We start from the raw sequence: 26,326 nt of genomic DNA on the forward strand, positions 1-26,326 counted from the left end.
GGCCACGGCCGCCATCCGCACCGGAAGGTCTGCGGCCCACTCCTCCGTCAGGGCCCGCACGCCGGACCGGCCGGCCAGCAGACCCTCCCAGATCGTCGCGCTGTCGCCACCCAGCGGTGGGGTCGCATGTGCGGACGGTATGCGGCCAGTCGGCGGCCGGAGGATCTGGTCGGCGAGTTCGACGTCAAGCTGTGGGATCCCGCCTCGCCCCTCCCGGCGGACTGGAACGTCGCGCCGACCAAGGAGGTCTACGCCGTTCTCGACCGGCCGGTGCGCGACGCCGGGCCCGAGCCGGTGCGGCAGTTGCGGGTGTTGCGGTGGGGGCTCGTGCCGTCGTGGGCCAAGTCGCCCGAGAGCGCCGCGAAGATGATCAACGCGCGGAGCGAGACCGCGCACGAGAAGCCGTCGTACCGGCGCCCCTTCGCCGCCCGCCGCTGCCTGCTCCCCGCCGACGGTTACTACGAGTGGGTGACCGGTGGCGAGGAGCGCAAGGAAGAGGAGAAGGGGAAGCGGAAGCGGCCCCGAAAGCAGCCGTACTTCGTGACGCCGATCGGTGGGGCGGTGATGGCGCTGGCCGGGCTCTACGAGTTCTGGCGGGACGCGACGCTGCCCGAGGACCACCCCCGCGCCTGGTGGGCCACCTGCACGGTGCTCACCACCGAGGCCGAGTCCGTCCCGCTGCCCGAGCCGGCGGGGGCCGCGGCGGGGATCACCGCGCCGCAGGCGCTGGCCGACATCCACCCCCGGATGCCGGTCGCGCTGCCGCCGGAGCGCTGGGACGCCTGGCTCGACCCGTCGCGCACCGACCCGGAGGCGATACGGCCGCTGCTCGATGACCTGCCGATCGGCCGGTTCCGGGCCTACCCGGTGCCCACCGAGGTGAGCAACGTCCGCAACAACGGCCCCGACCTGCTGCGCGAGCTCCCGGCGCCGGAGGAGGAGACGCTCTTCTGAGCGGGGCGGCGCGGGTCGGCGGGACGGCGGGTCGGCGCGGGATGTCGCGGCGGCGGATCAGGGCCGGTTCCGCTTCCGCCCGGGCCTCGGCCGCCCGGGCCATGTCGCCCAGCGCAGCGCGTCGGCCTCCCGCGGCGGCAGCAGGCCGGCGCCGACGAGGGCGGCCCGGCCGCCCTCGCGTCCTGCGATGCGGTAGCCGAGCTCGCTGGAGTCCACCTCGTGGAACGCGCCGTCCGTGATCAGCACCGCGGCCGTCACCTCGCCGAGCCCCTCCAGCAGCCCCTCGCGGAGTGCGGGCAGGAACTCCGCCGGCAACCGGCGCTCGGACACGGCGCTGACCACCTCCAGCGCACCGTCCGCGCCCGGCGGCTCGAAGTCCGCGACGACGAGCGCGAAGGGACCGCAGCAGGCGTTCATCCGCACACGGACGCGCACGTCACGCACGGGTACCGGCAGGGGAGTCATGCCCACCAACGTAGCCCCCGGGGAATGCGGCGGGCACCCGGAATGTTGAGGGAGGCGTCATGACGCCACAGCCGCACTGGGAGAGGGAGACCGCCTCCATGGGTTCCATCGCCTGCCCGCCACGTACCGAGGGCGTGCTCGTCCAGCGGGCCGCCGAGGTCGACTGGGCGACGCTCCGGCTGGCCGCCGAGCGATCGTCCCGACCGGCGCGCCCCACCCCCGGTCGTCTATCCTCCGAAGCGGGTGAGCCCGTACCCGGGCTCATGGCTTTCGCGAAGGAGGTGGGTCCGGTCACGGGCACGGAGGACGGCACGCACGAGGAGACCGACACCGAGCGTAGCGCCCGATTCGAGCGGGACGCCCTGGGCTACCTCGACCAGATGTACTCGGCCGCGCTGCGGATGACGCGCAACCCGGCCGACGCCGAGGATCTGGTCCAGGAGACCTACGCCAAGGCGTACGGCTCGTTCCACCAGTTCCGGCAGGGCACCAACCTCAAGGCGTGGATGTACCGCATCCTCACCAACACCTTCATCAACTCCTACCGCAAGAAGCAGCGCGAGCCGCAGCGCAGCGCCGCGGAGGACATCGAGGACTGGCAGCTCGCGCGCGCCGAGTCGCACATGTCGACGGGGCTGCGCTCCGCCGAGTCGCAGGCGCTCGACCACCTGCCGGACTCGGACGTCAAGCAGGCCCTGCAGGCGATCCCCGAGGAGTTCCGCATCGCGGTGTACCTCGCCGACGTCGAGGGGTTTGCCTACAAGGAGATCGCCGACATCATGGGTACCCCCATCGGCACGGTGATGTCCCGACTGCACCGCGGCCGTCGTCAGCTGCGCGACATGCTCGAGGACTACGCGCGGGAGCGGGGTCTCGTCCCGGCCGGGGCTCAGGAAGGCGCTGGATCATGAGTGGCGAACAGTCGCACCCCACGGACTGCTCGGAGGTCCTGGACCGTATCTACGAGTATCTCGACCGTGAGATGCCGGACGGCGACTGCGCCAAGATCCAGGAGCACATGGACGAGTGCTCGCCCTGCCTGGAGAAGTACGGCCTCGAGGAGTCCGTGAAGAAGCTGGTCAAGCGCTGCTGCGGGCAGGACGAGGTGCCGTCCGACCTGCGGGCCAAGGTGCTCGGCCGGATCGATCTGATCAGGAACGAGGAGGGCGGCGCCGGCGCCTCCGACCAGCCGGCCGGCGCCCTCGACGAGCCGGCCGGCGCCTCCGACCAGGCCGCCGGCTGATCCGGCCGATCGCGCGCCGAGCCTGATCGCGGCACGAGGCGTTCACCCGATCGGAGTCGGCGGAGAGAGCCGGCCCCACCGGCGCGCGGGTCGGTCCGCGCGCCTGAATCAAGCGCCCGGCGGCCGCTCCGGCCGCCCGCGCCTTCCGTGCTCCCACCCCCACCACTTCGCCGTCTCGCGCGTCACCGCCCGCTGCCCCATGCTGTGAGCAGGCACCTGTCCTGCCCAACCCGCCCATGGTTGGATGCCCTCGGGTCAGGACAGGAAGATGTGAAGTACACGCTGTGAAGCGGGAATCAGGCGGGACATGTGAGGATCTTCGGCAGGGTCAGGCAGCGGCCGTCCACGGACTGGCGGCTTGCCACCGACCGGGCGTTCACCCTCATCGACGACGGCCGCTACGAGGACGCGGGCGCGCTGCTCACCCGTGCCGCCGATCTGGAGCCCTGGCTGTCGGAGTCCTGGTTCAACCTGGCCCTGCTGCACAAGTTCCGGCACGACTGGGAGCAGGCGCGGGCCGCCGGGCTGCGGGCCGTGGCGTTGCTGGAGCGGGACGCCGGCGCCCCCGACTGGTGGAACGTGGGCATCGCCGCCACCGCGCTCCAGGACTGGTCGCTGGCCCGCCGCGCCTGGCAGGCGTACGGGCTGCCGGTGCCGGACGCCGGCGTGGGCGGTGGTGAGCCGCTCGGCATGGATCTCGGCGGGGCCGCGGTGCGGCTCTCGCCCGAGGGCGAGGCCGAGGTGGTGTGGGGTCGGCGGCTCGACCCGGCCAGGATCGAGGTGCAGAACATCCCGCTGCCGTCCTCGGGGCGCCGCTGGGGCGAGGTGGTCCTGCACGACGGCGTGCCGCGCGGCGAGCGCACGATGACGGCCGGCGGCGTCACCTCGGTCTACCCGGTCTTCGACGAGATCGAGCTCTGGGCGCCGTCCGCCGTGCCGACGTGGGTGGTGCTGATCGAGGCCGCCACCGAGGCCGACCGGGACGCGCTGGAGCGGCTGGCGGCGGACGCCGGCTTCGCGGCGGAGGACTGGTCGTCGTCGGTCCGGTTGCTGTGCCGGGCCTGCTCGGAGAGCCGGATGCCGAGCGAGCAGGGCGACGGCCTGGCCCAGCACGACCCGCACGACCACAGCGTGCCGGGCCGGCCAGGGCCGCTCGGCCACACCGGCGCCGGGGGGCTCTGGTCGCCGGAGCGCGAGTGCGGGCTCGCGGCGCCCGGGCCGCTGGTGCGGGGGCTGCTGGACGGCTGGGTGGCCGACAGCCAGGACACCAGGGACTGGCGGGACCTGGAAGAGGTCTGCTGAGCGGTCTGCCAAGCGGGCCGCGCGGGCGCCGTAAGCTGTACGGGTTACCGCGAGGCGACCGAAAGGCATACGGCGGACACCATGGCGCAGCAAGACACCGATGAGCGGCCCAGCGACGAGTTCGTCGTCGACACCGAGGACTGCGAGGAGCGGGAGACCGCCCACCGCGAGCGGGGCACGGTTCGGCCGATCACCGTCTTCGGGCACCCGTTGCTGCACCGCGAGGTGAAGGACGTCACCGAGTTCGGCGACGAGCTCGCCGCGCTGGTCGACGACATGTTCGCCAGCCAGCGGGCGGCCGAGGGCGTCGGCCTCGCGGCGAACCAGATCGGCGTCGACCTGAAGGTCTTCGTCTACGACTGCGCCGACGACGACGGAGTGCGGCACGTGGGCGTGGTCTGCAACCCGGTTCTCGACGAACTGCCCGCCGAGGAGCGGGTGTTGGACGACAACAACGAGGGCTGCCTGTCCGTGCCGACGGCGTACGCCGAGCTGGCGCGCCCCGATGTCGCGGTGGTGCGCGGCCAGGACGCCGCGGGCAAGCCGATCGCGGTGCGCGGCACCGGCTACTTCGCGCGCTGCCTCCAGCACGAGACGGACCACCTGTACGGCCGGCTCTACATCGACCGGCTCTCCAAGCGTGAGCGCAAGCAGGCCCTGAAGATGATGGACGAGGGCACCCCGCGCTACGAGACGGTGCCCAACGACTGAACACGGCGTCCGCGCGGGGCTGTTGGGGCTCCGCGCGGTCGACGGCCGCGTGGTTGACGCGCGTTGACTGCTCGGTCAGGCTGGTTGGCATGCTCAGACACGCGGTGCGTCTCCTTCTGTCACTTGTCATGATCGCTTCAGCGGTATTGGTTGGCGGGGTCCTCACGGCCGGCACGGCCCAGGCCGACTCCTGCTACACCTGGAACCGCACACTCAGCCAGGGCGCCTCCGGCGAGGACGTCCGACAGCTCCAGATCCGGGTCTCCGGCTACCCGGCCTACGGCCAGGTGCTGGCCATCGACGGCGCCTACGGCCCCGCGACCGCGGCCGCCGTGACCCGCTTCCAGCAGGCGTACGGCCTCAGCGCCGACGGCATTGCCGGCCAGCAGACGTTCAACCGGATCTACGCGCTCCAGGACGCCGACTGCACGCCCATCCACTTCAGCTACGCCGAGCTCAACCGCTGCAACTCCAACTGGTCGGGCGGCGCGGTCAGCGCGGCGACGGCCAGGGCCAACGCGCTGGTCAACATGTGGCGGCTGGAAGCCCTGCGGCACGCGCTCGGCGACCGGCCGATCACCGTCAGCAGCGGCTTTCGCTCGTACGCCTGCAACAACGCGGCCGGCGGCTCGCCCACCAGCCGCCACCTCTACGGCGACGGCGTCGACCTGACCGGCTCGCCCTCGCTGTGCACGCTCGCGCAGCGCGCCCGCTACCACGGCTTCAGGGAGATCCTGGGCCCCGGCTACCCGGGCCACAACGACCACACCCACGTCGGGAACAAGTCCTCCCGCACCTGGTCGGCCCCGACCTGCGGCATCTGACGTCGCCCGCGGGCGGGGCGCCCGGCGCCCCGCCCGCCCCGTCCTCCCTACACGCCGAGTCGGAGCGAGGCGACATAGCCCTGGCTCACCTCCCCGGTCACCGTGGCGAGTTGGAGCGTCGAGCCGTCGCTGAACACGTTGTCGGTGTCCAGCGACACCCGGGCGAAGCTCTGGACGCTGCGGCTGTAGCCGTCGCTGTCGTAGACGGTGTCGCAGACGTCCTCGGGCAGCGCGAGCTGAGAGGTCTTGAGCGCGTTCCTGGCGGCGGTGGCCTGGTCGAGGCTCCGGTAGACCTCGAAGTGGATGTGCGGCCAGCGGCCCTCGTAGCAGGCGGGGAAGACGCTGGTGAAGGTCACCAGGCCCGACGCGTCCGTCTCCTGGACGCCGCGCAGGTAGTTCTCGTTCTCGATGCCCTGGGAGTAGAGCGAGTAGTTTCCGTCCCGGTCGCAGTGCCACAGGTACACCGCGGCGCCCTGGAGCCCGGCGCCGCAGCCGCTCGCCGCGTCCACCACGGTGAGCTCGATCGTCAGCGGCACCCCCTCGGCGACGCCGCTCGCGGAGCCGAAGCTGGAGGTGATGTCGCCGCGGACGATCCCGCTCTCGGTCAGCACGTTCACCCCGTTCGACCCGTCCGCCGGATAGGGCCCGCCGGTCTCGTCCGGTATCGCCGCGCACGAGGCGTCCGCCTCGGTGGCCGCCGCGCTCGGCGACGACGTGGATCCGCCGCCGCCCCCGCTCGCCTCGGCGGCACACCCCGCCACGGCGAGCAGCCCGCCGCCGCCCAGCGCCAACATCCGCCGGCGGGCGAGGGTCGGCAGGTCGAAGGAGAGTCCCCTGTCGTGATCGTGCAGTTCTTCTTCGCTCATGCCGGACAGCACAGTGGAGCCGGATGAGGGCCCGATGAGAATCCCCTGATCAGCGGCTCAGAGTTACGGTGCGCCGCTGGCGGGGCGGGGGCCGACCGCCGCGCGGTCGCGCCGGCGCCGGCGCCGGCGCCGGCGCCGGGCTGGGCGATGGCGGCGATGTCACCGTTGTCGAAGGAGATCGCCTGGTGCGGACGTCCGCCCGGAGCCGCGACGTACCGTGCGGGTACCTCCTGGCCGGAGATCCTGCCCTGTTCGGTCTGCGAGACGCGCCCCTTGGTGACCTCCATGCGCTCGGCCGCCTGCTCCTGGGTCAGGCCGCGGGCCCGCCGGATCTCGGCCAGGCGGTGCCCCGGCACTTCTCCCAGCAGTTCCTGCTCGACGCTCCCTCACGGCGTGAAGTAGTGGCCCTCCTCCAGGTCCTCGACGAGACTCGGGTGGGTCGGGTGCCAGTCGAGGAGCTCGCGGGTCAGGGCGTTGCCGGCGCGGACGTCGAGGGCGAGGAAGCGGCCGAGCCAGCCGAAGTGTTCGGCCGCCTTGTCGGCCGGGACGGAGGCCGTCGGGAGGTCGAGGTGGCGGCCGATGATCTCCGCGATGGTGCGGATGGGGACACCCTCGTCCGCGACGCCGTGCAGGACCGATCCCGCGGGGGCGTCCTCGACGGCCAGGCGGAAGAGGCGGGCGGCGTCCAGCCGGTGGACGGCGGGCCAGTGGTTGGCGCCGTCGTCGAGGTAGCCGGAGACGCCCCGGTCGCGGGCGATGTCGACCAGGGCGTGGACGAAGCCGGGGTCGCCCTTGTCGTGCACGCTGGCGGAGAGCCGCAGCACGGACGAGCGGACGTCGCGCTCGGCCAGCGCCAGGACGTTCCGCGCGGCGGCGGCGCGGGGCGCGTCCCGGGCCGGCATGTCCCGCTCGGTCAGGGGGCGGCCCTGCGGGTGCCCGGCGAGGCCGGAGGCGATGACGAGCGGCTTCCCCGAGCCGGCCAGCGTCTCGCCGAAGGCGTCGATGGCGGCCAGGTCGGCGCGCTGCGCGGCCTCGTACTCGGAGAAGTCGTGGATGAACGCGAGGTGGATGACGCCGTCGGCGGCGGCCGCGCCGGCGCGCAGGCTGTCGAGGTCGTCGAGCGAGCCGCGGTGTGGCTCGGCGCCGGCGGCGGCGAGGGCCTCGGCCGAGGCGTCGGAGCGGGCGAGGCCGGTGACCTGGTGGCCGCCGGCGATGAGTTCGGGAACGACGGCGGAGCCGATGAAGCCGGACGCGCCGGTGACGAACACGCGCATGGGGAACTCCCTTGCCGCCCGAGCGGGCGGATCGATGTCAGCGACTGACATCAACGGTAGCAGGCGATGTCAGTCGCTGCCATCACATAGAATCGACCGCATGGGGCGATGGGAGCCGAACGCGCGGGGCCGACTGCAGGAGGCGGCGTTGGAGCTCTACGTGGAGCGGGGCTACGAACAGACCACGGTCGCCGAGATCGCCCGGCGGGCCGCACTGACCGAGCGCACCTTCTTCCGGCACTTCGCCGACAAGCGGGAGGTGCTGTTCGCCGGCTCCGAGGCGCTGCAGGAGTGCGCCGTGGAGGCGCTCGACGCCGTTCCGGCCGCCGCCTCGCCGATCGACGCGGTGGCCGCCGCGTTGGAGGAGGCGGCCGCCGTGCTCCAGGACCGCCGGGCGTACGCCCGGAAGCGGCACGCGGTCGTCTCGGCAAACGCGGAGCTGCGGGAGCGCGAGCTCATCAAGCTCGCCACGCTGGCCGCCGGGCTGGCGGAGGCCCTGCGGCGGCGCGGCGTCGGCGAGCCGGCCGCGAGCCTGGCCGCGGAGGCCGGCATCGCCGTGTTCAAGGTGGCCTTCGCACGGTGGGTCGGCGAGGCCGACGAGCGGGAGCTCGCCGAGGTCGTCAGGGAGTCGCTCGGCGAGCTCAGGGCCGTGACCGGCGGCGCCTCGGGCGGGAGCCGGTAGCCGAGGGCGAGGCGGCGTCGGACGAGGCGGGGGGCTCGACCGTGTCGAGCGGGGCCAGCGCGGCGTCCTCGACGGAGATCCGGCCGCGGCCCTCGGCGTCGCGCACCGGCCGGTCCCACCGGCCGCTCAGCTGGCAGCGAAGGCTCATGCCCCGGCCGGCGGGGCAGGAGGCCGGTGTGACGGTTTCCTTCGGCGGCGAGGTCGCCGCCCACTACGCCGCGTTCCGCCGCGGCTACCCGGCCCCGGTGCTCGACGCGCTCGCCGACCACGTCGGCCTCGGCGCCGACGACGTGGTCCTCGACCTCGGCTGCGGCACCGGGCAGTTGGCCATCCCGCTCGCCGCGCGGGCACGGGCCGTCGTCGGCATGGACCCCGAGCCCGAGATGCTGCGGCACGCCCGCGCGGCCGCCGAGCGTCGCGGGGTGCGCAACGTGACCTGGGTACTCGGCGCGGACACCGACGTTCCGGCCCTGGCGCCCCTCGTCGGCCAGCACGGCCTCGGCCTCGCGGTCGTCGGTCAGGCACTGCACTGGATGGATTCCGACCGGCTCTTCCCCGCCCTCGCCCCCCTGCTGCGCCCCGGCGGCGGCATCGCCGTCGTCTCCAACGGGACCCCGCTGTGGCTGCGGGCCACCGACTGGTCACGCGCGTTGCGGGACTTCCTCCAACGCCGCCTGGGCCGCCCCCTCGTCGCCACCTGCGGGACCGACGCGGCCGACCGGCACCGCTACGCCCGGGCGCTGACCGCCGCCGGCTACCGGGAGGTGCGCCAGGTCGGCCACACCTACGAGCACGTGCTCGACCTGGACCGTCTGGTGGGCGAGATCCTCTCCGCCATGCCTCCGGACGAGCTGCCGCCGCCGGACGAACGCCCGGCGTTCGCCCACGAGTTGGGCCACGCTCTCGGCGGGCGCCGGGAGTTCACCGAGACGGTCGAGGTGGTCGCGCTGACGGCCGTGGCGCCAGGCGCCTGACGGGGACGCGGACGCGGACGGGGACGGGAACGCGGCCGGCCCGCCGCGCGGGAGTGCGGCGGGCCGGGACCGGCGGTCGACGGGGCGACGGGTCGGCGGGATCAGAACTCGTCGTCGAAGGAGACGTTGCCCTCGACCGCCACCTGGTAGGCGGACGGGCGGCGCTCGAAGAAGTTCGTCAGCTCCTGGACGTTCTGCAGCTCCATGAACCCGAACGGGTTGCGGGAGCCGTAGATCGGCTTCAGGCCGAGCCGGACCAGCCGCTGGTCGGCCACGCACTCCAGGTACTCGCGCATCGACTCGGTGTTCATGCCGGCCAGGCCGTCACCGCACAGGTCGCGGGCGAACTGGAGCTCGGCCTCGACGGCCTCCCTCAGCATCTCCGTGACCTCGCGCTCCATCTCCTCGTCGAACAGGTCCGGCTCCTCGGCGCGGACCGTGTCCACCACGTGGAAGGCGAAGTCCATGTGGCAGCTCTCGTCCCGGAACACCCAGTTGGTGCCGGTGGCCAGGCCGTGCAGCAGGCCGCGGGAGCGGAACCAGTAGACGTAGGCGAAGGCGCCGTAGAAGAACAGCCCCTCGATGCAGGCCGCGAAGCAGATCAGGTTGAGCAGGAACCGGCGACGGTCCTCGCGGGTCTGGAGGCTCGACAGGTCGTCGACCGAGTCGATCCAGCGGAAGCAGAACTGCGCCTTCTCGCGGATCGACGGGATGCTCTCCACCGCGTCGAAGGCCGCCGCGCGCTCGTCCGGGTCGGGGAGGTAGGTGTCGAGCAGCGTCAGGTAGAACTGGACGTGCACGGCCTCCTCGAACAGCTGCCGCGACAGGTAGAGCCTGGCCTCGGGGGAGTTGATGTGCTTGTAGAGCGTGAGCACCAGGTTGTTGGCGACGATCGAGTCGCCGGTGGCGAAGAACGCCACCAGGCGGCCGATCAGGTGCTGTTCGCCGGCCGAGAGCTTGGCCAGGTCGGCCACGTCCGAGTGGAGGTCGACCTCCTCCACCGTCCAGGTGTTCTTGATGGCGTCCCGGTACCGCTCGTAGAACGCCGGGTAGCGCATCGGGCGCAGCGTCAGCTCGAAGCCGGGGTCCAGCAGGTTCTTGACGGTGGTCTTGGGTGTGGTGGTCACTGGCAGGCCTCGCAGGACTCGGGGTTCTCCAGGGAGCAGGCGACAGCCTGCTCGGGGACGGAAGCGGAGACGGACGCGGAGACGGGGACGCCGACGGGCGCGGCGGCGCGGGCGGCCTGCGCGATCCGGGTGGCCGGGCGCGAGCGCAGGTAGTAGGTGGTCTTGAGCCCCTTCTTCCAGGCGTAGGCGTACATCGAGCTGAGCTTGCCGATGGTGGGCGCCGCCATGAACAGGTTCAGCGACTGGCTCTGGTCGAGGTACGGGGTGCGGGCCGCGGCCATGTCGATCAGGGCGCGCTGCGGCAGCTCCCACGCCGTCCGGTACAGCTCCTTCAACTCGTCCGGCAGGCCGGGGAGTTCGGCGACCGAGCCGTTGGCCTCGCGGAGCGCCTCGCGGGTGGCGTCGTGCCAGAGCCCGAGCCGCTTGAGCTCGTCGATCAGGTAGGAGTTGACCTGGAGGAACTCGCCGCTCAGCGTCTCCCGCTTGAAGAGGTTGGAGACCTGCGGCTCGATGCACTCGTAGACGCCGGCGATGGAGGCGATGGTGGCGGTGGGCGCGATGGCGAGCAGCAGCGAGTTCCGCATGCCGGTCGTGGCGACGCGCTCGCGCAGGGCGGCCCAGCGCTCGGGCCAGGTGGCGGTGGCGTCCGGGTAGTGGTCCGGGTGCAGCACGCCGTCCGCGGTGCGGGTCTCGGCCCAGCCGCGGTGCCGGCCGTTCCGCTCGGCGAGGTCGGCCGAGGTCTCGTAGGCCGTGAGCATGATGCGCTCGGCGATCCGGGTGGACAGCTCGCGGGCCGCGGGGGAGTCGAACGGCAGCCGGAGCCTGAAGAACACGTCCTGCAGACCCATCACACCCAACGCCACCGGCCGCCAGCGGGAGTTGGAGGCGTCGGCCTGGGTCGTCGGGTAGAAGTTCAGGTCGATGACCCGGTCCAGGAACGTGACGGCGGTGCGCACGGTGGCGTCCAGCCGCTCCCAGTCCATCGCGCCGTCGTCGCCCAGGTGGGCGGCCAGGTTGACGGAGCCCAGGTTGCAGACGGCCGTCTCGCCGTCGTTCGTGACCTCCAGGATCTCGGTGCAGAGGTTCGAGGAGTGCACGATGCTGCCGGGCCGCGCGGTCTGGTTGGCGGTGCGGTTGGCGGCGTCCTTGAACGTCATCCAGCCGTTGCCGGTCTGGGCCAGGGTGCGCATCATCCGGGCGTAGAGCTGGCGGGCCGGGATGGTGCGCTGGGCCAGGCCGGCCTGCTCGGCGCGGCGGTAGGCGGCGTCGAACTCGTCGCCCCACAGGTCCACGAGCTCGGGCACGTCGGCCGGCGAGAACAGCGACCAGTCGCCGTCGGAGTCGACGCGCCGCATGAACTCGTCGGGGATCCAGTGCGCGATGTTGAGGTTGTGGGTGCGCCGCGCCTCCTCGCCCGTGTTGTCGCGGAGCTCCAGGAACTCCTCGATGTCCGCGTGCCACGTCTCCAGGTAGACGCAGGCCGCGCCCTTGCGGCGGCCGCCCTGGTTGACGGCGGCAACCGAGGAGTCCAGGGTGCGGAGGAACGGCACGATGCCGTTGGACTTGCCGTTGGTGCCGCGGATCAGCGAACCGCGGGCGCGGATGCGGGAGTACGAGAGGCCGATGCCGCCGGCGTGCTTGGAGAGCCGGGCGATCTGGTGGTAGCGCTCGTAGATGGAGTCCAGCTCGTCGGCGGGGGAGTCCAGCAGGTAGCAGGACGACATCTGCGGGTGCCGGGTGCCGGAGTTGAACAGGGTGGGCGACGACGGCAGGTAGGAGAGCGAGCTGGTGAGCCGGTAGAGCTCGGCCACGTCCTTCAGGGCCCGCTCCGACTCGTCCTCGGCCAGGCCGCAGGCGACGCGCAGCAGGAAGTGCTGGGGGGTCTCGATCACCCGGCGGGTGGTGGGGTGGCGCAGCAGGTAGCGGGACTCGACGGTGCGCAGCCCGAAGTACTCGAAGCGGTCGTCGGCGCCGGTCGTGACGGCGTGTTCGACGAGCGCGTCGAGCCGGGAGGCGTGGCGGCGGACGAACGCGGCGGCGCGGTCGCCGATCAGGCCCTCGCGGTGGCCCACGGCGATGGAGGCGGAGAACGAGTCGGCGCCCTGTCCGGCGGCCTCCTCGCGGATGGCGAGGGTGAGGAGCCGGGCCGCGAGCCGCGAGTACTCGGGCTCCTCGGCGATCAGGCCGGCGGCGGCCTCGATGGCCAGCGAGCGCAACTCGGCCTCGTCGGAGCCGGCGTGCCGGCCGCGCGCCACGGCCGCCCCGACCCGGGCGGGGTCGGTGGCGGGCAGGTCGGCGGTGAGCTCGGCGAGCGTCAGCGACAGCGTGGGGGGCCGCGTGGCGGAAACCGGCTCAGCGGGTGCGACGGGTGCGATGGTCACTCGATGCTCTCCCTCAATCGAATCGGATCGAATCGATCGCGGGGCGCCGCACGGACGGGGTCGCGCGCGGCGTCTCGCGGTGAGCACCCGGGGCCAGGGCACGACGGCGCGCGCGGGCATGCGTGTGGTAGGGCAAAGGCATGCGCGCCGCGTCCGTCGGCCCAGTCCCCGAGGCCCGGACGTCTGTAGGGCTGCCGCCAGGCGACCGGACTTCACGATGAACCGAACGAATCCGGCTATCGCATACCGTTGCGGGACAGTTCCGGACTCTCACCGGATTCCCCTGGGCGACAACGAGGACGAGCATACATCTTGTGCTGCCCCAACCATGCACCCCTATATGTTGTGTTCCGTGTCTCCTTGGTGACGGAGCGAGGGGAGCGAACATGCGAATGCCCAGGCGTGCGGCGGGTGACGGGCGCCCCGGCCGTTCACCTGGCGCCCGAGGGCGTGCGACGGCGACGCGACGCGAACCTCGATCCTTCGCTTGTGTGCGATCGCGAATGCGCGGACGGATCAGTCGCGCCGCAGCACCCAGAAGCCGGCCTCACTCGCCGTCACCCGGTAGGCCGCCTCCGGATACAGCTGTCGGGCGTACGCCACCATGCCGGCCGCGTCCCGCGCCGGATCGTAGTAGGCGATGTACTCGGGGGCCGACCCCGCGGTGTCGCCGATCCAGAACACCCGGCAGCGCTGGGTGAGATGGGAGATCGGCCGGACGTTGGCCGCGACGTCCGCCCCGTCGGGGACGGCGGCCAGCACGCGCTCGCCCGCCTCGGCCGCGGGGCCCGGCCGGTAGGTGTCGGCGTGGGTGAGGGTGGCGATCGGCTGGTAGGCGCTGAGCGCCAGCGCGGCGGCCAGCGCGGCGGCCGGCAACTGGCGGGCGTAGCCGCGCAGCCAGGGACGCCGGGAGGCACGGGAACGGGCGACCGCGTCGGCCAGCGCCAGCGCCGTGACGGGCATCAGCACGGCGCTGTAGTGGAAGTCGACGCCCCAGTAGTTCGGCTCCTGGGACACGAACCGCCAGGCGATGGTGGGCACCACCACGAGCAGCAGCGGCGAGCGGAGGGCCAGCAGGCCGGTGGTGGGCACCAGGATCCACAGCAGGGTACGGACCTTCTGGTCGACGGCCGTGAACAGGGCGTCGAGCGGGCCGCCGCCCTCGTCCACCTTGGCCCAGTAGTCGTAGTCGCCGCCCGCGTTGAAGGCCGGTATCACCACGGCTATCACCAGGAGGCAGGCCACCACCGCGAAGCCGGCCACCGCCAGCGCGACCCGGGGCGCGCGGACGTGCCCGGCCTGCTGCGCGCGCCACGCCACCACCAGGGCGATGACGGCGACCGTCATCCCCAGATCCTCCTTGACCAGCAGCAGCGGCAACGCCCAGCAGAGCGCCGCGCGCCAGCGCTCGCGGACCACGGCCTCCAGGGAGAACGCGATCAGCGGGACGGCGAAGCAGATCTCGTGGAAGTCGAAGTCGACCGCCTGCTGCATCCCCCAGGAGAGCCCGAAGGCCGCCCCGACGGCCGCCCCGGCCGGCCGGCCGAGCAGGAAGGCGGCGCCCCGGGTGACCGGCACCACGGCGAGCGCGAACAGCGCGGCCTGGACGACGAGGAGGGTGACGGGGGTCGGGAAGACCCGGTAGAACGGCGCGATCAGCGCGGTGACCGGGCTGAAGTGGTCGCCCAGTATCGGGAACCCGGGCCCCTTGAGGTCGGCGACCGGCTCCCGCAGCTGGGCGTAGGCGCTGACGGCCTGCTCGAAGATGCCGAGGTCCCAGGACCGGTTCTCGTAGCGCAGGTAGCGGGTGACGGACAGCAGCGCGTAGACGACGAAGAACCCGAGCGCCAGCAGCACGCCGTCCGACGGCGGGCGGAACCGGGACGGCGCCGGGCGCGGCCCCGCACCGGTGCCGGCGGCCGGCTCCTGGGGGTGGCCGCCGCCGCTCTCCGTGCTGGAGTTCGAGGAATTCGAGGAATTCGAGGATGAGGTCGTCGAGGTGGTGCTGGTCATCGGGACACCGCTGCGGTCACGAGGGTCGGGGCGCGAGGACGGCGTGGTACGAGGGCCGAAGCCCACCCCGCCGCAGGAATGACGTCCGAGCGGGCCGGACGGTTCCCGACCACGACGCCGGTCTCCAGCCGGCCGGGGCCGCCCGCCCCGGCCAGCCGGGCGTGCCGTCGCCGGGTCGCCCCGGCGACGGGCACCGCCCGGACGGGGCCTAGCAGCAGACGCCGCCCCCGTTCCGTGGGTCGCCGTAGCGCCGTTCCAGCCGCTCGCGCTCGAACGCGCGCCGGGAGGGGACGGGGGCCGTCGCGTCGGCCTCGCGTACCCGCGCGACATGGCGGGCGTAGGCGTTCTCGCCGGTCAGCTCGGTGACGTACCAACGCAGCCAGGCCGCCGCGCGTCTCATTCGCCGGCCTCCGCCTTCGCGGTGGCCCGCGGCCCGGTGGACTGCTCGGGGATGCCGCCGCCCGGGCCGAGTCCGGCCGCGACCAGTTCGGCGCGTTCCTCGCTGGTGGGGATCAGGCCGGCCGGCGCGACCAGCTTCGAGGGGACGTGCGGGGACTCCCGCAGCCGGACGGCGTCCGGGTTCCGCACCGCCCGCACGCACACCCGCAGGGCGTCGGCGAACACGATCAGCACCAGCAGCGCCAGCACGGCGGAGATCACCGCGTCGACCGTGGCGTTGGTGACGATGGTCCGCATGTCGTCCAGGTCCGCGGCGCCGGGCAGCAGCTGGTCGGCGTCGATGCCGTCCTGGTACTGGTTGCGCCGGGACCAGAAGCCGACGGCCGGGTCGCCGGAGAACACCTTCTGCCAGCTCGCGGTGAAGGTGACCACGGCGAGCCACGTCAGCGGCACCAGCGTCACCCAGACGTGCCGCAGCCGCCCGGACTTCACCAGCAGCACCGTGCAGACGGCCAGCGCCACCGCCGCCAGGAGCTGGTTGGAGATGCCGAACACCGGGAACAGCGTGTTGATCCCGCCGAGTGGATCGTTGACGCCGACCCACAGCAGATAGCCCCAGAGGGCGACGACGACGGCGCTGCTGAACGCGATGCCTGGCAGCCAGTTCGTCGCGCGCATCCGGCCGAACCTGGGGTGGAGGGAGGCCACCGCGTCCTGGACGATGAAGCGGCCGACCCGGGTCCCCGCGTCGATCGCGGTCAGGATGAACAGCGCCTCGAACATGATCGCGAAGTGGTACCAGAAGCTCATCATCGCGTCGCCGCCGAGGATGTCGGCGAGGATCGCCGCCAGCCCGAGGGCGAGCGTCGGGGCGCCACCGGTCCTGGAGAGCAGCGACTCCTCCTCCACCGACTCCGCGGCGGCCGCCAGTTGCTCGGGGGTGACCGAGAAGCCCCAGGAGGAGATGGTCTCCGAGGCCGACTGGAGGGTGTCGCCGATCACCGCGGGCGAGGCGTTCATCGCGAAGTAGACGCCGGGGTCGAGCACACAGGCCGCCGTGATCGCCATGATGGCGACGCCGGACTCCATCAGCATCGCGCCGTAGCCGATGGTGCGGACCTGGGTCTCCTTCTGGATCATCTTGGGCGTGGTGCCGGACGAGATGAGGGCGTGGAAGCCGGAGACCGCGCCGCAGGCGATGGTGATGAACACGAACGGGAAGAGCGAGCCGGCGAAGACCGGTCCCTCACCGTTGCCGGCGAAGTCGGTGACCGCCTCCATCTGGAGTCCTGGCAGGGTGACCACCAGGGCGAAGGCGAGCAGCACGATGGTGCCGATCTTCATGAAGGTCGACAGGTAGTCACGCGGCACCAACAGCAGCCACACCGGGGCGACGGAGGCCGCGAAGCCGTAGATCACCAGGCAGATGACGAGGGTGCGGGGCGAGAGCGTGAAGGTGTCGGCCAGGCCGGAGTTGGCGACCCAGCGGCCCGACGCGATGGCGAGCAGCAGCAGCGCGACGCCGATGACGGTCACCTCGGCGACGCGGCCGGGGCGCAGATAGCGCAGGTAGACGCCCATGAAGAGGGCGATCGGGATGGTCAGGCCGACCGAGAAGGTGCCCCAGGGCGACTCGGCGAGCGCGTTGACGACCACCAGGGCCAGCACCGCCAGCAGGATGATCATGATGGCGAAGACGGCGATCACGGCGGCGATGCCGCCGACCGGGCCGATCTCCTCGCGGGCGATCTGGCCGAGCGACTTGCCGTCGCGCCGGGTGGAGAAGAAGAGCACCACCATGTCCTGGACGGCGCCGGCGAAGATGACGCCGACGATGATCCAGATGGTGCCCGGCAGATAGCCCATCTGGGCGGCGAGCACGGGACCGACGAGCGGGCCGGCGCCCGAGATGCCGGCGAAGTGGTGGCCGAGCAGCACCCGGCGGTCGGTGGGGTGGAAGTCGACGCCGTCGTTGACGCGTTCGGCCGGCGTGGCGCGGGTGGGGTCGGCGCGCAGCACGCGGGTCTGGATGTAGCGGGCGTAGAAGCGGTAGCCGATGGCGTACGAGCCGAGCGCGGCGGCCACCATCCAGGCGGCGGAAACCTCCTCGTCGCGGTAAAGGGCCAGCATGGACCAGCCGACGGCGCCGATGAGGGCGACCGCTGTCCAGATGGCAATGGAGCGTGGTCGTGCGTGCGTGGGGAATTGCACGGTGGTCTCCCGCCTGTCCTCCTTGACTGACTGGCCGGAATCTAGGCCAGCGAGCGGCCGTTGACCAGGGGCGGAGCGGCGCCCGAGGTGGACGGTTCCCCGGACCGGCGCCGGGGAACCGGCCGGGCGCCGGCGGGGATCGGGGTCGCACCACGGCGAGACGGCTTGGCAGGATGGGGGAGATGTCCACCGAGTTCACCTCTCCCACCTCCATCCCCGTCCGTTCCTTCGACCACCGCTCCGCCGCCCGCGACGCCCTCCGCGGCGTGGCCGTGGGCGACGCCTTCGGCGCCCAGTTCTTCGTGCCGGAGAACCTCCCCCGGCTGCGGGAGCGCCGGCTGCCCGACGCCGGTTGGCCGTGGACGGACGACACGGAGATGGCCTGCTCGGTCTTCGACGTGCTGCGTCGGCACGGCGGCGTCGATCAGCACGACCTGGTGCGCGGCTTCGCTCGCCGGCACGATTTCGACCGGGGCTACGGGCCGGCGATGAACCGGCTGTTGCGCCTGGTCCGCGGCGGTGGGAAGTGGCAGGAGCTGGCCGCGGGGCTGTTCGACGGCCAGGGGTCGTGGGGCAACGGGGCCGCGATGCGGGTGGCTCCGCTGGGGGCGTGGTTCGCCGTGGACGTGGCCGAGGCGGCCGCCCAGGCGGGCCGGTCGGCCCGGGTGACGCACACCCATCCGGAGGCGGTGGCCGGGGCCGTCGCCGTGGCGGTCGCGGCCGCGCTCGCGGCCCGTGGGCGGGTCGAACCGGTCACCGGGGAGCGGTTGTTGGCGGCCGTCGAGGAGCTGACGCCGGCCGGGCGGGTGCGCTCCGGGCTGGCCGAGGCACGGGAGTTGCTCGGCCAGCCGCACGCCGAGTACGCGGCCCACCGGTTGGGCAACGGGCGGCGGGTGAGCGCCGCGGACACCGTCCCGTTCGCCCTGTGGTGCGCGGCCCGGCACCTGGACGACTTCACCGAGGCCCTGTGGGCCTGCGCGTCGGCGGGCGGGGACGTGGACACCACGTGCGCGATCGTCGGCGGGATCGTCGCCGCCCGGGTGGGGACGGCGGGGATCCCGGCCGCGTGGCAGGTCGCGCGCGAGCCGCTGCCCGAGTGGGTGGCGGAGCACGAGCTCGGCGAGGACCTGAGCCGTGCCGGTCTGGGCGCCGAGGCGGCGCCGCCCCGGCGCCCCGAGCCGATCCCGGTGCCGGACCTGGTGTGGACCCCGGGCCAGTGGCAGCGCGTCCGGCACGGGGTGCGGTCCCAGAGCATGGACGACAGGTGGGACGCGTACCTGGAGGGCGACCACCTGTTCCTGCACCGCAGTTGGACCGGCTACGGCGTCTTCCAGGTGACCGTGGCCGAGGACCCGGCGGGCTGGCGCCCGGTGGCGGCCCTGGTCGAGTCGGACCCGGAACGGTACCGACGCCTCGGCGACGAGGCGGAGAGCGCCTTCCTGGAACTCTTCCTGCGTGCCTGGTACATGGACGACACCCGGCCCGAACTGTGGGAGCGCTACCAGGAGCTGCGCCGCGCCGACCGGTGACCGCCCGTCGGCGAGGCCGGGCCGGGGCCGTCGGTCAGGCCGGGCCGGCCAGGCCCCCGCCCGGGCGGGAGAGGTTGGCGACGAACTTGTAGCGGTCGCCGCGGTAGACGGAGCGGACCCACTCGACGGGCTCGCCCGCGGTGTCGCGGGAGTGGCGGGAGAGCATCAGCATCGGGAGGCCGACGTCCGTGCCGAGGAGGCCGGCCTCACGGGGGTTGGCGAGCGAGGTCTCGATGGTCTCCTCGGCGCTGGCCAGGTGGACGCCGTAGACCTCGGCGAGCGCCGTGTAGAGCGAGGTGTAGCGGACCAGGCTGCGCCGGAGGGCGGGGAAGCGCTCCTGGGACAGGTGGGTGGTCTCTATCGCCATCGGCTCGCCGCTGGCGAGACGCAGCCGCTCGATGCGCAACACCCGGCCGCCCTGCGGGAGGTCGAGCAGCCGGCTGAGGCGTTCGTCGGCGGTGATGTAGCCGATCTCCAGCAGCTGGGAGGTGGGTTCGAGGCCCTGGGCCCGCATGTCCTCGGTGTACGAGGTGAGTTGGAGGGCCTGGGAGACCTTCGGCTTGGCGACGAACGTGCCCTTGCCCTGGATGCGTTCCAGCCGGCCCTCGACGACGAGTTCCTGGAGGGCCTGGCGGACCGTGGTGCGCGAGGTGTCGAACTCGGTGGCCAGGGAGCGCTCCGGCGGCACCGGGGTGCCGGGTGGCAGGGTCTCGGTCATCTGCTGGAGGTGGCGCTTGAGGCGGTAGTACTTCGGGACCCGCGCGGTGCGGCTGCGGTCCGGTCCCTCCGTGCCGGTGGGTGAGCCCGTGACCGTCGCACCGTCCCTCGCCATACCACGCCTTCCCGAGTCGTTCTTCCGCGCAGTGCCGCCCCTGGCGGGTTCCGCGTTCTCAGCCGTCACCGGCTCCTCCGAGACTTCGCAGTTCACATCGTGGCATGGGCCCGAGTTCGGTGTTGCTCCCGAACAGATGTCGGTCCGGTAACGGACAGCATGCACCGCTCGTGGACTCTTGACACCCCGACTTGGTCTAGTCCAAGCTCCCGGGCAACTGGTCTACACCTCTTGTATCTCCACCATTAAACGTTACGGAGGCTCGGGATCGTGAAGCGCAAGCTGGTCGCCGCCGCCGGCATGATGACCCTGACGGTCACGCTGGCGGCCTGTGGCGACGACGGCAGCAGCGGCGCCGGGGGTGGCGGGAGCTCGGACTCCATCACCGTCTGGCTCATGGACGGCTCGGCGCCCGAGACCTGGGTCTCCGAGCTCAACGCGGCCTTCGAGGCCGAGCACGGCGTCGAGGTCAACCTCGAGATCCAGCAGTGGGACGGCGTCCAGGACCGGGTCACCACGGCCCTGTCCGAGGACGGCACCGTCGACGTGCTGGAGATCGGCAACACCCAGACCGTGGGGTACGCCAACACCGGCGGCCTCGCCGACCTCGGCGACTTCGCCGACGAACCCTGGAACGAGGCCATGCTCTCCTCGGCCAGGGTGGACGACACCCTGTACGCCGTGCCCTGGTACGGCGCCAACCGCGTCGTCATCTACGACCGGGGCATCTGGGAGGAGGCCGGCGCCGAGGTGCCGACCACCAGGGACGAGTGGATCGCGGCGCTGGAGGCCATCGAGGCCAACACCGACGCCGAGCCGATCTACCTGCCCGGGCAGAGCTACTACGTGATGGGCGGCTTCATCGCGGACGAGGGCGGCAACTTCGCCGTGGAGGACGGCGACAGCTGGGCCGGCGCGCTCAACACGCCGGCCGGCGAGGCCGGCATGGACTTCTACGGCCAGCTCCAGGCGTTCTCCAACTCGCCGACCGACATCGACGAGGCGTCCCCGCAGCAGTCCACCGAGGTGGTGCCGTCCGGGAACGTGGCCTCCTGGATCGGTCTCGGCTGGGAGGCGGCCGGCGCCATCGCCGCCATCGAGGAGCAGGGCGGCGAGGCCGACTTCGGCTACTTCCCGATCCCCGGCGTGACCGCCGACCAACTCGGCCACGTCTTCCTCGGCGGCTCCAACCTGGCCGTCTCCGAGCGGGCCGGCAACTCCGAACTCGCCAACGAGTGGCTGCGGATGGCCACCTCGCAGGAGTGGGCGCAGCGCTACGTGGACGCCAACGCCGGCGGCGTGGTGCCGAACCGCACCGACGTGACGGCCGAGCCCGAGCCCGGCAGCTTCGCCGAGGCCATGGTCGCGTCCGCCGACGTCGGCTTCCTGCCGCCGCTGACCACTGGCTGGGCCAATGTCGAGACCGAGCCCAACCCGATAAAGGAGCTGATGACGAAGGCCCTCAACGGCGAGGACTACCAGGGCGCCGCCGAGGAGGCCGACGCGGAGATCACCGACCGGATCAACCGCGAGTAACGCGCTCCGCGAGGACAGAACCTGATGACAGTCGACATCGAGGAAGCCTCACCCGCCCCGTCGCGCGGCACCCCGCGCGGCGGGCGGGCCGCGCCCGGGTCCGGCGGCCGCTGGCGGCCGCCGGGCGGCTGGGTGCCCTACCTGCTGGTCGCGCCCGCCGTGCTGGCGATGCTCGCCGTGCTGGGCTACGCCCTGGTCCGCAACCTGGTGATCTCGTTCCAGGCGTTCGGCCGCCGGCAGCTGATCTCCCGCACCACCGAGTGGACCGGGCTCGACAACTACCGGACGGTGCTGGAGAACGACCGGTTCTGGGACTCCCTGTTCCGCACCGTGGCCTTCATGGCCGTCAACGTCGTGCTGATCATGCTGATCGGCACCCTGATCGGCCTGCTGCTCAACCAACTGGGCCGGCGGATGCGGCTGCTGCTCGCCATCAGCCTGGTGGCCGCCTGGGCGATGCCGGTCATCGCCAGCACCACCGTCTTCCGCTGGCTGTTCGACACCCAGTTCGGCGTGGCCAACTGGGCGATGCGCGGCCTCGGCTTCGAGGGCTACGAACAGCACAACTGGTTCGCCAGCGGCACCTCGACGCTGGCCATCGTCACCGCGCTGATCGTCTGGGCCTCGGTGCCGTTCGTCGCGCTCAACCTCTACGCCGGCCTCACCACCATCAGCGGCGAGATCTACGAGGCCGCCCGGATGGACGGCGCCAGCGGCTGGCGCGTCTTCTGGTCCATCGTGGCGCCGATCATGCGGCCGTTCTTCCTGATCACCACGTTCCTCGAGATCATCTGGGTGTTCAAGGCGTTCGTCCAGATCTACGCCCTCAACGGCGGCGGCCCCGACCGCGGGTCGGAGACCCTGCCGGTGATGGCCTACATCGAGGGCATGGGCCAGAACCAGTACGGCACCGGCGCGGCCATCTCCGTGCTCACCCTGCTGATCCTGCTGGTGGCCATGTCCTTCTACTTCCGCCTGATCCTGCGGCAGGAGAAGGAGAACGAGGCCGTATGAACACCCGCACCCTGGGACGGCTGTGGCGGAACGGCGTCGCGCTGCTGCTCGCCGCCGTGTTCCTGTTCCCCGTCTACTGGATGTTCTCCACCTCGTTCAAGAGCAACTCCCAGGTGCTCACGAGGGACCCGGTCTTCTTCTTCACCCCGACCTTCGAGCACTACTCCACCGCCACCGGCGTCGAGCTGTTCTGGACCTATGTGACCAACAGCGTGCTGGTGACCCTGGGGGCCGTGCTGCTGGCGCTCGTGGTGGCGCTCGCCGCCAGCTTCGCGCTGGCCCGGATGCGGTTCCGCGGGCGCCGGGGGATGGTACTGGCGGTGATGATGGCCCAGATGGCGCCCTGGGAGGTGCTGATCATCGTGGTCTACCTCAACGCCCGGGACCTCTCCATGCTCAACAGCCTGGGCACCCTCGTCCTCGTCTACTTCGTGATGGCCCTGCCCTTCACCATCTGGACGCTGCGCGGCTTCATCGCCGCGGTGCCCAGGGAACTCGAGGAGGCCGCCCTGATCGACGGCTGCGACCGGTTCCAGGCGTTCCGCCGGGTGATCTTTCCCCTGCTGGCCCCCGGCCTGATGGCCACCTCGCTGTTCGGGTTCATCATGGCGTGGAACGAATACGCCATGGTGCTGGTACTCAACAAGGCCCCGGACGCGGCCACCCTGCCGCTGTGGCTCACCCAGTTCCAGACGAACTTCGGCAACGACTGGGGCGCCACCATGGCCGCGTCCTCGCTGTTCACCGTTCCGGTGCTGATCGTCTTCCTCATCCTCCAGCGACGGGTCACCGGCGGCTTGGCCGCGGGGGCCGTGAAGGGATAACGCCCAGCGATGACCACCCTGGCACGCGCATCCGACACCCTGACCCGAGACGCCCTCGCCGTCCTCCAACCCACCTTCGCCGGCACCACCAGCGCCCCCGACTGGCTGCTGCGCCAGCTGGAGAACGGCATGACGGGGGTGGGCCTGTTCGGCAGGAACGTGGTCTCCACCGCCCAACTGGCCGGCCTCACCGCCCAACTGCGGGCGGTCCGGCCCGACGTGCTGGTGGCGACGGACGAGGAGGCGGGCGACGTGACCCGCCTGGAACGGCTCGGCGGCTCCTCCTTCCCCGGCAACCTCGCCCTCGGCAGCGTCGACGACCCCGAGCTGACCCGCGCGGTGGCCGCCCAGGTCGGCCGGCGCCTCGCCGAGGCCGGCGTCTCCGTCAACTGGGCGCCCTCGGCCGACATCAACACGGACCCCGAGAACCCGGTGATCGGCGTCCGCTCCTTCGGGCAGGACCCGGAGCTCGTGGCCCGGCACACGGTCGCCTTCGTGACGGGGTTGCAGAGCGTCGGCGTCGCCGCCTGCGTGAAGCACTTCCCGGGCCACGGCAACACCAACGTGGACTCCCATCTCTCGCTCCCGCGCATCGACATCGACCTCGACACCCTCCACCAGCGCGAACTGGTGCCCTTCAAGGCGGCCATAGCCGCCGGAAGCCGCTGCGTGATGAGCGCGCACATCCTCATCCCCGCCCTCGACCCCGACCGGCCGGGCACCCTCAGCTCCACCGTGCTCACCGGGCTGCTGCGCGCCCCGGTGGCCGACGGCGGCCTCGGCTACGACGGAGTGATCTACTCCGACGCCATCGAGATGAAGGCCATCGCCGCCACCTACGGCCTGGACCGCGGCTGCGCCCTGGCCGTCGCCGCCGGCGCCGACGCCATCTGCGTCGGCGGCACCCCCTCCGACGAGGCCGAGGTGCTGCGGCTGCGCGACGCCATCGTCCGCGCCGTGCGCGAGGGCGAACTGCCCGAGGAGCGGCTGCACGACGCGGCCGAGCGGGTCAGGGCGCTGGCCCGCTGGACCACCGAGGCCCGCGCCGGCGCCCAGGCCACGGCCGGCGAGCGGGACGGCGACGCCGTCGGCCTCGACGCCGCCCGCCGCGCGGTGCGCCTCACCCCGGCGGCCGGCGCCGCCCCCTTCGAGCCGCTCGACCGGGCCCCCTACGTGGCCGCCTTCACCCCGGCGGCCAACGTCGCCGCCGGCACCCAGACCCCGTGGGGCGTGGCCGCCGAGCTGGACCGGCTGCTGCCCGGCACCAGCGCGGGCGACCACACCCACGCCGACGCCGAACGCGCCGGCACCGAGGGGCTGGTGGCCGAGGTGCTGGCCGCCGCCGCCGACCGCCCCGTCGTCGCCGTGGTCCGCGACACCCACCGCCACCCCTGGATGGCGGAGGCCCTGGCGGCCCTCCTCGCCGCCCGGCCCGAGACGGTGGTGGTCGAGATGGGCGTGCCGCACGCGCTCCCCGTCGGCGCCCTGTACGTCGCCACCCACGGCGCCGCACGGGTCTGCGGCCGGGCCGCCGCCGAGGCCATCACCGGCCGCGGGGCGGTGCGTTGACCGCCGACCAGGCGGCTCCCGACGGGCATCGGCCGGGCAGCGTGATGGCGGCCGAGATGGCCGAACAGCCCGCCGTGCTGCGCCGGATCCTCGCCGACGGTGCGGAGCCCATCCGCGCCGTCGCCGAGCGGATCGCCGCCAGGAACCCGCGCTTCGTGCTGCTGACCGGCCGCGGCACCTCGGACAACGCCGCCCTCTACGCCAAGTACCTGCTGGAGATCCTGCTCGGCAGGCCCTGCGGCCTCACCTCCATGTCCACCACCACCGCCTACGGTGCCCGGCCCGACCTGACCGACTGCCTGGTGATCGCCGTCAGCCAGTCCGGTGGCTCACCCGACCTGGTGGCCTCCACCACCGCGGCCCGCGACGCCGGGGCGATCACCCTGGCGGTGACCAACAACCCCGGGTCCCCGCTGGCCGCCGTCAGCGAGTTCCACATCGACGTGCTGGCCGGGCCCGAGAACGCCCTGCCGGCGACCAAGACCTACACCGCGGAACTGCTGGCCCTCTACCTCCTCGTCGAGGCCCTGCGCGGCGGCGACGGTGCTGCCGCCGCCGGCCGGCTGCCCGAACTCGCCGAGCGGATCCTCGACCGGCGGGACGAGGTGCGTGCCCTGGCCGGCCGCTACCGCTTCGCCGAACGCATGGTCATCACCTCCCGGGGCTACGGCTATCCCACCGCCCGCGAGGCGGCGCTCAAGCTGATGGAGACCAGCTACATCCCGGCCCTGGCCTACTCGGGCGCCGACCTGCTCCACGGGCCGCTGGCCATGGTCGACAACGTGTCCCCGGTGATCGCCATCGTGCCCGCCGGCAGGGGCGGCCAGGCGCTGCGGCCCGTGCTCGACCGGCTGCGGGACCGGGGAGCCGACCTGGTCGTGGTCGGGCCCGCGCACCAGGCCGGGACGGCCTCCGCCGGGTTCGCGCTGCCCACCGAGGGGGTGCCGGAGGAACTCCAGCCGATCCTGGAGATCCTGCCGCTGCAGCGCCTCGCCTACGAGGTGACCCTGGCGCGCGGCCAGGACCCGGACGCGCCCCGGGCACTGGCCAAGGTCACCGAGACCCGCTGACGAGGAGCCCGACCAGGACCACGGGAGGCGTCAGAGCAGGGCGCCCCCCGTGGCGTCTATCCACTGCCCGGTGACCCAACGGCTGTCGTCCGAGGCCAGGAAGCCGGCGATGTCCGCCACGTCGGCCGGCATCCCGATCCGGCCGAGCGGCGACTGCCGGGCCGTGGCCTCGCGGGCCTCGGCGCTCGACCGCAGCCAGCTCGCGTTCATGTCGGTGTCGATGGCGCCGGGCGCCACCGAGTTCACCGTGATGCCACGGGGGCCGAGCTCCCTGGCCAGCGCCGGCGTGAGCTGGTCGAGGGCGCCCTTGGACATCGTGTAGGCGACGATCTCGGGGTTGAGCCCCGGCCGACGCGTGAGCCCGGTGGACACGTTGATGATCCGGCCGCCGTCCCGGAGCCGGCCCAGGCCGTGCTGGACGACGAAGAACGGCGCCCTCACGTTGATCGCGAACATCCGGTCGAACGACTCGGGACCGGTGCCCGCGAGGCCCTCCCGCCCGTCGACCACGCCCGCGTTGTTGACC

At 72.6% G+C, this 26,326-nt stretch carries 24 protein-coding genes, 1 pseudogene and 1 riboswitch; of the genes and pseudogenes, 14 read left to right on the forward strand and 11 right to left on the reverse strand.

What is annotated here, in order from left to right:
* Window positions 1-126 precede the first annotated feature (126 nt).
* A complete protein-coding gene (locus tag E1283_RS05610; protein ID WP_132816755.1) occupies window positions 127-954 on the forward strand; it encodes an SOS response-associated peptidase in 828 nt (275 codons plus the stop codon).
* A gap of 57 nt (window positions 955-1,011) precedes the next feature.
* Here the strand turns inward: E1283_RS05610 and E1283_RS05615 are convergent, their stop codons facing one another.
* Window positions 1,012-1,419 carry a hypothetical protein gene (locus E1283_RS05615; protein WP_132816756.1) on the reverse strand — a complete coding sequence of 136 codons (408 nt, stop codon included), beginning with the start codon at window positions 1,417-1,419 and terminating at the stop codon, window positions 1,012-1,014.
* Window positions 1,420-1,700: 281 nt separating this feature from the next.
* Here E1283_RS05615 and E1283_RS05620 point away from each other — a divergent pair, with 281 nt between their 5' ends.
* The 5 genes from E1283_RS05620 to E1283_RS05640 all read left to right on the forward strand — a co-directional run bounded on the left by E1283_RS05620 (window position 1,701) and on the right by E1283_RS05640 (window position 5,499).
* Window positions 1,701-2,330, forward strand: a complete 630-nt coding sequence (locus E1283_RS05620; protein WP_425086133.1) for a sigma-70 family RNA polymerase sigma factor — start codon at window positions 1,701-1,703, stop codon at window positions 2,328-2,330.
* Window positions 2,327-2,662: a mycothiol system anti-sigma-R factor gene (gene rsrA / locus E1283_RS05625; protein WP_132816758.1), complete on the forward strand. Its 336-nt coding sequence runs from the start codon at window positions 2,327-2,329 to the stop codon at window positions 2,660-2,662. The genes E1283_RS05620 and rsrA overlap by 4 nt, the downstream gene beginning before the upstream one ends.
* Before the next feature lie 309 nt (window positions 2,663-2,971).
* Window positions 2,972-3,964 (forward strand): tetratricopeptide repeat protein, encoded by a 993-nt coding sequence (locus E1283_RS05630; protein ID WP_132816759.1) that lies wholly within the window; start codon window positions 2,972-2,974, stop codon window positions 3,962-3,964.
* An 81-nt stretch (window positions 3,965-4,045) separates the two neighbouring features.
* Window positions 4,046-4,675, forward strand: coding sequence for a peptide deformylase (gene def / locus E1283_RS05635; RefSeq protein ID WP_132816760.1), 630 nt, complete (start codon window positions 4,046-4,048; stop codon window positions 4,673-4,675).
* 89 nt (window positions 4,676-4,764) lie between these two features.
* On the forward strand, window positions 4,765-5,499 hold the full coding sequence (locus E1283_RS05640; protein WP_132816761.1) for a D-Ala-D-Ala carboxypeptidase family metallohydrolase: 735 nt from the start codon (window positions 4,765-4,767) through the stop codon (window positions 5,497-5,499).
* Window positions 5,500-5,546: 47 nt separating this feature from the next.
* Here the strand turns inward: E1283_RS05640 and E1283_RS05645 are convergent, their stop codons facing one another.
* The 3 genes from E1283_RS05645 to E1283_RS05655 are packed head-to-tail and all read right to left on the reverse strand — an operon-like array spanning window position 5,547 to window position 7,639.
* The gene (locus tag E1283_RS05645; protein ID WP_132816762.1) at window positions 5,547-6,365 is read right to left on the reverse strand and encodes an intradiol ring-cleavage dioxygenase; all 819 of its coding nucleotides are present in this window, start codon (window positions 6,363-6,365) and stop codon (window positions 5,547-5,549) included.
* Window positions 6,362-6,721, reverse strand: coding sequence for a helix-turn-helix domain-containing protein (locus E1283_RS05650; RefSeq protein WP_243744618.1), 360 nt, complete (start codon window positions 6,719-6,721; stop codon window positions 6,362-6,364). The genes E1283_RS05645 and E1283_RS05650 overlap by 4 nt, the downstream gene beginning before the upstream one ends.
* Before the next feature lie 30 nt (window positions 6,722-6,751).
* A complete protein-coding gene (locus E1283_RS05655) occupies window positions 6,752-7,639 on the reverse strand; it encodes an SDR family oxidoreductase (RefSeq protein ID WP_132816764.1) in 888 nt (295 codons plus the stop codon).
* Between the two features lie 100 nt (window positions 7,640-7,739).
* Here E1283_RS05655 and E1283_RS05660 point away from each other — a divergent pair, with 100 nt between their 5' ends.
* Both E1283_RS05660 and E1283_RS05665 read left to right on the forward strand, forming a co-directional pair.
* On the forward strand, window positions 7,740-8,321 hold the full coding sequence (locus E1283_RS05660) for a TetR/AcrR family transcriptional regulator (protein WP_132816765.1): 582 nt from the start codon (window positions 7,740-7,742) through the stop codon (window positions 8,319-8,321).
* Between the two features lie 176 nt (window positions 8,322-8,497).
* On the forward strand, window positions 8,498-9,295 hold the full coding sequence (locus E1283_RS05665; RefSeq protein WP_132816766.1) for a class I SAM-dependent methyltransferase: 798 nt from the start codon (window positions 8,498-8,500) through the stop codon (window positions 9,293-9,295).
* Window positions 9,296-9,396: 101 nt separating this feature from the next.
* On the opposite strand, the gene E1283_RS05670 is transcribed toward E1283_RS05665, so the two are convergent.
* From E1283_RS05670 to E1283_RS05690, 5 genes are all read right to left on the reverse strand, one after another.
* Entirely contained in the window at window positions 9,397-10,353 is a 957-nt protein-coding gene (locus E1283_RS05670; protein ID WP_207930306.1) for a ribonucleotide-diphosphate reductase subunit beta, read from the reverse strand.
* A gap of 65 nt (window positions 10,354-10,418) precedes the next feature.
* A complete protein-coding gene (locus E1283_RS05675) occupies window positions 10,419-12,803 on the reverse strand; it encodes a ribonucleoside-diphosphate reductase subunit alpha (RefSeq protein WP_132816768.1) in 2,385 nt (794 codons plus the stop codon).
* Between the two features lie 179 nt (window positions 12,804-12,982).
* Window positions 12,983-13,110: riboswitch (cobalamin riboswitch) on the reverse strand.
* A 209-nt stretch (window positions 13,111-13,319) separates the two neighbouring features.
* Window positions 13,320-14,816, reverse strand: coding sequence for a DUF2079 domain-containing protein (locus E1283_RS05680; RefSeq protein ID WP_132816769.1), 1,497 nt, complete (start codon window positions 14,814-14,816; stop codon window positions 13,320-13,322).
* A gap of 208 nt (window positions 14,817-15,024) precedes the next feature.
* Window positions 15,025-15,216, reverse strand: coding sequence for a CstA-like transporter-associated (seleno)protein (locus E1283_RS05685; RefSeq protein WP_132816770.1), 192 nt, complete (start codon window positions 15,214-15,216; stop codon window positions 15,025-15,027).
* Complete coding sequence (locus E1283_RS05690; protein WP_132816778.1) at window positions 15,213-17,345, reverse strand: carbon starvation CstA family protein; 2,133 nt, start codon at window positions 17,343-17,345, stop codon at window positions 15,213-15,215. Before E1283_RS05690 ends, E1283_RS05685 begins: the two co-directional genes overlap by 4 nt.
* Before the next feature lie 263 nt (window positions 17,346-17,608).
* Between E1283_RS05690 and E1283_RS38560 the strand changes: the two are divergent.
* Window positions 17,609-18,529 (forward strand): annotated as a pseudogene (locus tag E1283_RS38560) (ADP-ribosylglycohydrolase family protein); the annotation flags it as partial.
* Window positions 18,530-18,989: 460 nt separating this feature from the next.
* Here E1283_RS38560 and E1283_RS05700 read toward each other — a convergent pair.
* The gene (locus E1283_RS05700; RefSeq protein WP_132816772.1) at window positions 18,990-19,787 is read right to left on the reverse strand and encodes a GntR family transcriptional regulator; all 798 of its coding nucleotides are present in this window, start codon (window positions 19,785-19,787) and stop codon (window positions 18,990-18,992) included.
* A 270-nt stretch (window positions 19,788-20,057) separates the two neighbouring features.
* On the opposite strand from E1283_RS05700, the gene E1283_RS05705 reads away from it, so the two are divergent.
* Genes E1283_RS05705 through E1283_RS05725 form a run of 5 tightly spaced genes read left to right on the forward strand, consistent with a single transcriptional unit; the run spans window position 20,058 to window position 25,800 of the window.
* Window positions 20,058-21,323, forward strand: coding sequence for an extracellular solute-binding protein (locus tag E1283_RS05705; RefSeq protein WP_132816773.1), 1,266 nt, complete (start codon window positions 20,058-20,060; stop codon window positions 21,321-21,323).
* 24 nt (window positions 21,324-21,347) lie between these two features.
* Complete coding sequence (locus tag E1283_RS05710) at window positions 21,348-22,337, forward strand: carbohydrate ABC transporter permease (protein ID WP_132816774.1); 990 nt, start codon at window positions 21,348-21,350, stop codon at window positions 22,335-22,337.
* A complete protein-coding gene (locus E1283_RS05715) occupies window positions 22,334-23,161 on the forward strand; it encodes a carbohydrate ABC transporter permease (RefSeq protein ID WP_132816775.1) in 828 nt (275 codons plus the stop codon). Before E1283_RS05710 ends, E1283_RS05715 begins: the two co-directional genes overlap by 4 nt.
* Window positions 23,162-23,170: 9 nt before the next feature.
* Entirely contained in the window at window positions 23,171-24,730 is a 1,560-nt protein-coding gene (locus E1283_RS05720) for a glycoside hydrolase family 3 protein (RefSeq protein WP_132816776.1), read from the forward strand.
* A gap of 44 nt (window positions 24,731-24,774) precedes the next feature.
* Window positions 24,775-25,800, forward strand: coding sequence for an SIS domain-containing protein (locus E1283_RS05725; RefSeq protein WP_132816779.1), 1,026 nt, complete (start codon window positions 24,775-24,777; stop codon window positions 25,798-25,800).
* Window positions 25,801-25,830: 30 nt separating this feature from the next.
* On the opposite strand, the gene E1283_RS05730 is transcribed toward E1283_RS05725, so the two are convergent.
* Window positions 25,831-26,326: SDR family oxidoreductase (locus tag E1283_RS05730; protein WP_132816777.1), on the reverse strand; the 496-nt coding region annotated here is incomplete at its 5' end.

The sequence above is a fragment of the Streptomyces hainanensis genome (genome assembly GCF_004348415.1).
Classification (GTDB): domain Bacteria; phylum Actinomycetota; class Actinomycetes; order Streptomycetales; family Streptomycetaceae; genus Streptomyces; species Streptomyces hainanensis.